The sequence below is a fragment of the Paraburkholderia sp. genome (genome assembly GCF_034668105.1).
In the GTDB taxonomy this organism is placed as follows: domain Bacteria; phylum Pseudomonadota; class Gammaproteobacteria; order Burkholderiales; family Burkholderiaceae; genus Paraburkholderia.
The window spans coordinates 1-7,608 of sequence record NZ_JAXDPY010000653.1; the positions used below are offsets into that span (position 1 = coordinate 1).

Genomic DNA, 7,608 nt, shown 5'->3' on the forward strand with positions numbered 1-7,608 from the left:
CATATCAGTTTGCGCGGCAACGTCTATCTGCGCACGCTGCTCGTTCAGGGCGCCCGAAGTACGTTGCAGTCGGCGCTGCGTGCGGACCCCACGCACGCAAGCCGGCTACAACGGTGGATCAGACAGCTCCACGAACGCAAGGGATATCACAAGACGCTGATTGCGATTGCCAACAAGCATGCCCGGATGTTGTGGGCGATGCTTGCAAAAAACGAACGTTACGATGCCGACGCGTGGCAACGCCATCCGGTACATCCGCCGCTACCACCCGCTACAGCATGACCCGGTTAGCCTGAGATTCAACTACTGCTCGACGCGATAGCAAGACGAGGTCGGACCGAACGGGAGAAGAACCCGACGATTCTGTTGGCGAGTCATTACCGCACGAGGTCTGGCGCCTCATGCCTGTTCGCCGGTTTTCAAATAGGGTTCTCCTGTGCGGCTCATATCGTGGCCCGCCCGATACTTCTCGGGCAACAAGGCCGTTTGCAAAGACGCAGTCTGTTCCTGGTATTGCTTCGAAGCGCGAGCCTGAGCTGACAAAGGAGAAATGACATGGCTGCCCAACCAACTGGACCACCAGCACGCCGGTGCCGTGCATTTGCCGGCGCCAACCAATCTCACCCCGATCTTGACTTTCGGGGGAAGTCCTTGCAAACAGAATCGGCCGATCTGTGACCGCCGCACTGACCCGCTGGAAGGTCACAGGTCCGATTCATTCGTCGGAAAAAATTTAGGGCGGCTCCGGCGCCGGAAATCTGTACCTTTCAGTCATCCCGTCCCGGACACATGCTGGCCAATACCGGATCCAAATCTGCTGCTTAGGGGACGAGTGCCTTCGTCAAGGTTCAACCCAGTTTTCGATGTTCTTCTCGCAGTCTTCCCAGTATCGAAGCGGATCGCGATACTGTGGATAGCGTATCGAGCCACGCTGACGGGGTGGTCCAATCTGGATGATGCGGGTCATAGGCGACCGCCTTGACGCAATGGCCACCGCCGCTAGCCGGTACACATTGGCGCGCCTCAGAACCGCAGCCATTTCGCGCATGAACCCATCCCGATTCAGCCCCGGCGACATCCCCCGAATCCGCTAGCCAGTTTCTCGAGACGACGGCGTATGCCTCTTCGAGATACGCGTGCAGGAACGCCGGCGTGACTCAGGACTGACAGCCTGCCGTCCGTATCTGCGATTACGGCCGGCGGACTGTGTTGCCATCTCTCGCGGCCAGGCGGGCCGCGTCAATTGTATTCCGGGCCGTCTCGCAATTCGCGTTGTACGGCTCCAGGTTCTCGGGGTCGCCCAATGGACCTCACCAGACGTGATAGAAGCCATCAAGGCCCTCGCCAACGCGCGCTTCGCTTTTGATCAGGAAGTCGAGCCGTGCGGTTTCGGCCTCGAGCTCGGCCGCTGCCTTCAGAAGCGCATGCCTCCACATCACGACATCGCCGTCGAGCAGAGGTAAGCATTCGGCCATGTGCCGCAGGGTCTCGACCGTAGTCGGAGGCGTTGTGGGACCACTCATGTTTGTTTCCAACGTCACACCGATCTCCCTCTCGCCATTGATGTCGATTAATCCTCAACCATCCAGACTACAAATATGAGCGCCCCGAGAAACAGGCAGCCTCCCATGGGCAGCGACAATTGTCTTGGCCGGTCGTTGACGCTTGTTTTGGCCGGTGGTGAGGAGTCGTAGGCGGCGTAGCCGCCGGAGACGACGAGCCACCGGCGGCGCCAGGTCGACGGGGCTTTAGGATGGGCTGATCGAAGCTTGAAGAAGAAGCGGTCAGCTCATGTCTGGAACCCGCATTACCGACCAACAGGTTCATCTCTATATGAACAAGCGCAAACAGCATTCTCAGGAAGTCGCGGCCGCCAAGACCGGTATCAGCGTGCGTACGGCACGCCGCATCGAGCGCGATGCCACGTTGCCCTCTCAGAAGCCGCGTCAATCATGGCGGACCCGCCCTGATCCCTTCGTCGATGTATGGGACAGCGAAGTCGTACCACTGCTGCGCAACGCGCCCAACCTGATGGGCATCACGGTCCTGCGCAAACTGCAGGATGATCACCCGGATCGTTATCCCGATAGCATGCGGCGCACGCTAGAGCGGCGTATCCGCCAGTGGCGGGCGCTTGAAGGGCCAACCCAAGAGGTGTTCTTCCCTCAGGAACATCAGCCCGGCGTGCGCGGACTGTCAGACTTCACCGATATGAGCAAGCTGTGCGTGACGATCGGCGGTGCCCCGTTCGGTCACCGGCTGTATCACTTCGTGCTGGCGTTCTCGCGCTGGGAGTACGCGAACGTTGTTGAGGGTGGCGAGAGTTTCGAGGCCCTCGCAGCGGGATTGCAGAACGCGCTATGGCAGGCCGGCGGCTGCCCGCGCGAACATCGTTCTGACAGCCTGTCGGCTGCCTTCAAGAATCTGACCGAGCAGGAGGACTTCACGAAGCGTTATGCAGCGCTACTCGACCATTACGGCATGGAGGGCACGCGCAACAATCGTGGGCTGGGTCACGAGAACGGCAGCGTGGAGTCCTCGCATCGGTATCTGAAGGAAGCGGTCGACCAGGCCTTGATGCTTCGCGGCCATCGCGAGTTCGCTGACCGGGCCGCGTACGATGAATTCATCCGTGAGGTGGTGATGCGCCGAAACCGCCGCAACGCTGCGGCGTTTCGCATTGAGCGCGCACAGTTGCAGGATTTGCCTGTACGTCGCACCACTGACTTCGCCGAGGAAGAAGCACTCGTGACCCGCTGCAGCACGTTCACGGTGCGCGGCATCCTGTACAGCGCGCCGTCGCGCCTGATCGGCCACCGGCTGAAGGTGCGGGTCTATGGTGACCGGCTCGACTGTTACCTGTCCGGCGCACCGGTGCACAGCACCGCGCGAGGTTCCCGTGCCGCCGATAACCGCCACGCGCTGGATTATCGTCACTTCATCGATTCTCTCAAGCGCAAGCCGCAGGCGTTCAGGGGGTTTGCGTTTCGCGACGCGCTGTTTCCCCGTGAAGCCTACCGCCGAACCTGGGAAAAGCTGGAGACGCAACTGACGCAACGTCAGGCATGCAAGACGATCGTGGGGCTGCTCGAACTCGCAGGTCATCACGGCGTTGAAGCGTTGCTGGCCGAGCGGCTCGACGCCTTGCTCGAAGCAGGCGAACTGCCCGATCTGAAGCAGTTGCGCGACGAATTCGCGCCGCGTCAAGCCCTGTGTCCCGAGGTGGTGGTCGAGATGCCGCCCGTTGCGGTCTATGACGAGCTGCTCGACAAGGTGGCAGCATGAGCGCCCCCGCCCATGACAATGGCCGTCTCGCCCTGATGCTCAACGAGTTGCGTTTGCCGACCATCGGCAGGTTGTGGCCCGAGTTCGCTGAGCGCTCGGACAAGGAAGGCTGGCCGGCTACGCGATTGCTCGGGGCGCTGCTCGAGCACGAACTGGCCGAACGTGCCAAACGACGCATCGAGCGGCACCGTACCGAGTCACATCTGGACCCGACCAAAACGCTGGCCACCTTCGACTTCGGCATGGTGCCAATGGTTTCGAAGGCGCATGTTGCGGCGCTGGCTACCGGAGATTCGTGGCTGGAGAAAGGTGCCACGATTCTCCTGTTCGGGCCGCCCGGTGGCGGCAAAAGTCATTTAGGTTCGGCCATCGGACATGCTCTGATCGACGTCGGCTATCGCGTGCTGTTCACGCGCACCAGCGAGCTCGTACAGAAGCTCCAGGCCGCGCGTCAGAGTCTGCAACTTCCATCCGCGCTCACGAAGCTCGATCGGTTCGATCTCATCATCCTGGACGACCTGTCGTACGCGCGCAAGGACCAGGCTGAAACCAGTGTGCTGTTCGAACTGATCGCCGAGAGGTATGAGCGCAAAAGTCTGCTAATAACGGCCAATCAGCCGTTCTCGGGCTGGAATGACGTGTTCCCCGACCCCGGCATGACGGTCGCAGCCATCGACCGGCTCGTCCATCACTCGACGATCTTCGAACTGAATGTCGAAAGCTATCGCCGTCGAAAGGCCAGCGACAAGCAGAGCGCGCGCCGGCGACAATTACCCGACGACAATTACGATGGAGGCGCGACAACTATGAATTAGCCAGCGACAACTACACCCGTTGACCGGCCAAAATAGTTGTCGCTGACCGGCCGTGCTGCTTGACGCTGTCTACTCCCAAAACCAGCGCGCCGAGAACGACCGGCTGCTTTACGCCCAGGAGCCAAAGAGCCGAAAGGCCAATGCCTGCGCAGATCGTCTTTATTGCGCGCTTCGCCATGACCTCTCCCCCCTCGCCTATGGCGACGAATCAATCAGGCCGCCTCGTTCGGCGGCGCATCTTTTTGCCGTCTCAGCACCCCATCCCGTGCGCTGAACTTCGGTGCTTCCACCCACGCAGCGAAGTCGGGCTCCCACTGCTTCCACCCATAGTCGTCCAGGTCGAACTCCTCTTCGATCCGTCCGCTTTGAACATCCCGCAGAAACGCATACGTCACATTACGGCCGTTCCACCAGGCTACGGCGAAGTCTGACAGATCCGCTGTCGTGCCTATCGGCTGGTCTCGCAGCAGCATTGACAGATGCGATTTGAAGTCTTCGATTTTCATGACGGTCTCCTGTAGGTCCAGGATAGCGGAAGGAAGGGTGCCTGGCCTGTGCGGCGGATCACCTTTCCAGCTCGCTTAACGGCTTAACGAAATCTATGGTCAGTGAGAGCGAGCGGAGCGAATGGCTCAGGGCGAGCTATGCCGATCGTTCACTCGGAGCATGGCTTCTTGCACGGCAGCGATCAGCTGCTGCGATTGTTCATCAGTCGCGCCGAAGCCCGCTTTGTCCGCGAGGCGGAACCAACTCTACGAGCGAGCGGGCTCCCATTTTTTGCATGACGCGGCGACGATGGATTTGATCGTCTTTTCGGCGGCGCCCAGCTCGCTTGCGACCAGCTTGTTGCTCATACCGGTTAATACTAGCGCCATGACCTGACGCTCGCGGCGAGTCAGGATCTATACGACCGATGATTTCCGTCTGTTCACGGCGCACTTTAAAAGCCCGCGATGCGTGTTCTAGCGCTTGGCTAACCGCAGACAACGACTGCGCGCCAAGCACCGGCTTGGTAATGAAGTCAACGGCACCTGCTTTCATCGCCTGGACACTTGATTCTATGTCACCCATGGCCGGTCACGAAGATTATTGGCATGCCCGCGGGTTCCAACTCGCGCTGCAGTTCGAGACCAGTCATCCTGGGCATCTGGACATCAAGTACCAGACACGCGGGAGACATTTGAAGATCCACGTGATTGAGGAAATCCTTCGCGCAGGCGAAAGTGAGGACATTGTGTCCGGCCGATCGAAACAACCGGGTGAATGCAGTACGCTCTCGATCGTCGTGGTCAACAACAAAGACGAGATTAGCGGTCGGACTCACCATCGCATGATTGGCCCATTCGGTTTACATGGCACCTCGAATCGAACGTCCGAGACCGGAACCGACACCTCGTCGTCCAGAAGGCGGAATTTTGTATCCGTTAGTTTTTTAAAAGCATAAAGGATTCGCGAAACTTTGCTGATTTGTTGTTGGTCGTTTTTGTGCGCTGCCTGACAGAAAACGCCGCATAAGGCTCATGCTCTCGCGAACTGATCTCGTGATCGTCCCCGGGGTTCATTCGAAGACGATACTCGGGTAACTCACCGAAGCCATTCGGCATGGCAACGTTTGAACCGTCCCTCATCACCGGCCGATGAGACCGACGATTCGCCAGATGGCATCCGTCCGACGAGGGGCCGTTGTCATCAAGCTATGCCGTCGCTCGAATGTCCGATCGTTCGATCGGGCGAACGTCGCTTCATGGCCCCAATTCGCTCTCGTTCACACTGAATTGAATTCGCACCAGCACGCGCTCACACCGTTTTTTATAGCGCTTTCAAAGCGGGCAGCAACCGGTCGAATTCGCGCTTCACTACGCCGTAACATTCGCACACACGCTTTTCTAGCCCCGGCCGATCCAATACCTCGATGTGTCCATGGCTGTACCGAATCAAACCTGCATCCTGCAGCTTCAGTGCGGCCTCGGTTACGCCGGAGCGGCGCACGCCCAGCATATTGGCGATCAGTTCCTGCGTCATCTTCAGTTCGTTCGACGAGAGGCGGTCGATGCTGAGCAGCAGCCACCTGCACAACTGCTGGTCGATCGAATGGTGACGATTACATACGGCGGTCTGCGCCATTTGCGTGATCAACGCCTGGGTATAGCGCAGCAAAAGGCGCTGGACAGGCCCTGCACGATGAAACTCCTCTTTCAGGATTTGAGCGTCCAGGCGATATGCCTGCCCCGCGCTTTGTACGACCGCGCGGCTCGGCGTGGTCTCACCACCCATGAAAAGCGCGATGCCGATGAGCCCTTCGTTGCCGACGATCGCGATTTCGGCGGACGCCCCGTCCTCCATCACATACAGCAGCGACACAATGCAGGTGGTTGGGAAATAAACGTAACCGAGGCGATCGCCGGATTCATAGACGACGTTGCCAAGCGGCATCTCCACGAGCGACAGATGCGGCGCCAGACGCTCCCACTCCCGGTCAGGCAACACTTCGATCAGATGATTTTCGTTTTGTCGGTGATCTTGAGACATCTCACACTCTCCGCAGCTCGCCCGGAACCACGCCGCTTTCGCCGACGATTTCCTGACGGGTTAATATGGATAGGAGGAGGAATGCTCCAACACCTTTGCGGCTTGTGCCGCAGCGCGTCACGATGCGGTAATCTTCGCGTTACTCGAGATCTGGCTAATACGCAAAAAGATTATAAGTCGCGTCGAAATTACGCGCCGATCCGTGTCCTGGCATGGGTTCGCGGTGCGACACGCCGTGCATGCGGATTGCACGACATTCGAAAACCATTGCCATGCGCGGCCTTCCCGGCCTAAAGCATCGGCTGAACGGCAATCGTTGGTTCCACTTATACGTTGCCAAAAAAGGCGCTGCCGGACGTAACATTCGGCAACTTGAGGGTGAACTCACTGCCCTCCCCCGGATCTGCGCTGGTTGCCGAGGCCGTGCCACCGTGAGATTGAGCAATGGCTCTCACGACCGCGAGGCCAATGCCGAGGCCGCCTGCAAAGACGGAGCGCGTCCCGATCGACACGGGTCGCGTCCATCAAATCTTGCGCCAACCGTGCAATCCCGTTCACCTGCCTGTCGATCATATCGATCAACCGGAGTATTTCCGGGCGTTCAGCCGACGCTTGCGGATCAACTGGCTGGCGAGCCGCAACGGCGTCAACCGGCCGCGCAACTCATGCGCCACCATCGCCAGGATGTGGTTGCTGATTGGGGGGGCCGCGCCGGCGTGAGCCGTCGCGCAGGCGTCCTCCAGAGAGTTATCCGCGGCCGCCCGGGTGCCACGCGTCATCATTGCATCTGTCACGACGAAATAGTTCAAGGCAGAGCGTCCGAAAATGACTCGGCGGACGCCAGATGTGCTGACATTTTGATCCGCATTTCGTGCTTGGCTGGGCAACGAAGAACGACGAGAGGGGCGTATTGGGCTGGTGTTCGACGAAAGCAGTCTGCTTGCAAAGCATCAGAACAGCGCGGTTCGCCAATGCCTGC

At 59.4% G+C, this 7,608-nt stretch carries 9 protein-coding genes and 1 pseudogene; 3 read left to right on the plus strand and 7 right to left on the minus strand.

Annotated features, from left to right (window positions below):
* Positions 1-282: pseudogene (locus tag QOC89_RS28870) on the plus strand (IS110 family transposase); the annotation flags it as partial.
* 1,028 nt (positions 283-1,310) lie between these two features.
* Here the strand turns inward: QOC89_RS28870 and QOC89_RS28875 are convergent.
* A complete protein-coding gene (locus tag QOC89_RS28875) occupies positions 1,311-1,523 on the minus strand; it encodes a hypothetical protein (RefSeq protein WP_323048161.1) in 213 nt (70 codons plus the stop codon).
* Between the two features lie 268 nt (positions 1,524-1,791).
* Here QOC89_RS28875 and istA point away from each other — a divergent pair, with 268 nt between their 5' ends.
* Together istA and istB are read left to right on the plus strand one after the other, a co-directional pair.
* On the plus strand, positions 1,792-3,285 hold the full coding sequence (gene istA / locus QOC89_RS28880; RefSeq protein WP_323048162.1) for an IS21 family transposase: 1,494 nt from the start codon (positions 1,792-1,794) through the stop codon (positions 3,283-3,285).
* Positions 3,282-4,100 carry an IS21-like element helper ATPase IstB gene (gene istB / locus QOC89_RS28885; RefSeq protein ID WP_323048163.1) on the plus strand — a complete coding sequence of 273 codons (819 nt, stop codon included), beginning with the start codon at positions 3,282-3,284 and terminating at the stop codon, positions 4,098-4,100. Before istA ends, istB begins: the two co-directional genes overlap by 4 nt.
* A gap of 212 nt (positions 4,101-4,312) precedes the next feature.
* Here istB and QOC89_RS28890 read toward each other — a convergent pair whose 3' ends face one another.
* The 6 genes from QOC89_RS28890 to QOC89_RS28915 form a co-directional block, all read right to left on the minus strand.
* Positions 4,313-4,606, minus strand: a complete 294-nt coding sequence (locus QOC89_RS28890) for a hypothetical protein (protein ID WP_323048164.1) — start codon at positions 4,604-4,606, stop codon at positions 4,313-4,315.
* Between the two features lie 246 nt (positions 4,607-4,852).
* Positions 4,853-4,975, minus strand: a complete 123-nt coding sequence (locus tag QOC89_RS28895) for a LuxR C-terminal-related transcriptional regulator (RefSeq protein WP_323048165.1) — start codon at positions 4,973-4,975, stop codon at positions 4,853-4,855.
* A 188-nt stretch (positions 4,976-5,163) separates the two neighbouring features.
* Positions 5,164-5,427 (minus strand): response regulator transcription factor, encoded by a 264-nt coding sequence (locus tag QOC89_RS28900; protein WP_323048166.1) that lies wholly within the window; start codon positions 5,425-5,427, stop codon positions 5,164-5,166.
* A gap of 482 nt (positions 5,428-5,909) precedes the next feature.
* Positions 5,910-6,629: a Crp/Fnr family transcriptional regulator gene (locus tag QOC89_RS28905; RefSeq protein ID WP_323048167.1), complete on the minus strand. Its 720-nt coding sequence runs from the start codon at positions 6,627-6,629 to the stop codon at positions 5,910-5,912.
* Between the two features lie 326 nt (positions 6,630-6,955).
* Positions 6,956-7,141: an ATP-binding protein gene (locus QOC89_RS28910; RefSeq protein ID WP_323048168.1), complete on the minus strand. Its 186-nt coding sequence runs from the start codon at positions 7,139-7,141 to the stop codon at positions 6,956-6,958.
* 66 nt (positions 7,142-7,207) lie between these two features.
* Positions 7,208-7,438: a hypothetical protein gene (locus QOC89_RS28915; protein ID WP_323048169.1), complete on the minus strand. Its 231-nt coding sequence runs from the start codon at positions 7,436-7,438 to the stop codon at positions 7,208-7,210.
* Between the last annotated feature and the right edge of the window lie 170 nt (positions 7,439-7,608).

What these genes read in the sequence shown, in the direction of transcription:
- QOC89_RS28875 (WP_323048161.1), bottom strand. Translation starts at nt 1,523, where the DNA reads ATGAGTGGTCCCACAACGCCTCCGACTACGGTCGAGACCCTGCGGCAC.
- istA (WP_323048162.1), top strand. Translation starts at nt 1,792, where the DNA reads ATGTCTGGAACCCGCATTACCGACCAACAGGTTCATCTCTATATGAAC.
- istB (WP_323048163.1), top strand. Translation starts at nt 3,282, where the DNA reads ATGAGCGCCCCCGCCCATGACAATGGCCGTCTCGCCCTGATGCTCAAC.
- QOC89_RS28890 (WP_323048164.1), bottom strand. Translation starts at nt 4,606, where the DNA reads ATGAAAATCGAAGACTTCAAATCGCATCTGTCAATGCTGCTGCGAGAC.
- QOC89_RS28895 (WP_323048165.1), bottom strand. Translation starts at nt 4,975, where the DNA reads ATGGCGCTAGTATTAACCGGTATGAGCAACAAGCTGGTCGCAAGCGAG.
- QOC89_RS28900 (WP_323048166.1), bottom strand. Translation starts at nt 5,427, where the DNA reads ATGGTGAGTCCGACCGCTAATCTCGTCTTTGTTGTTGACCACGACGAT.
- QOC89_RS28905 (WP_323048167.1), bottom strand. Translation starts at nt 6,629, where the DNA reads ATGTCTCAAGATCACCGACAAAACGAAAATCATCTGATCGAAGTGTTG.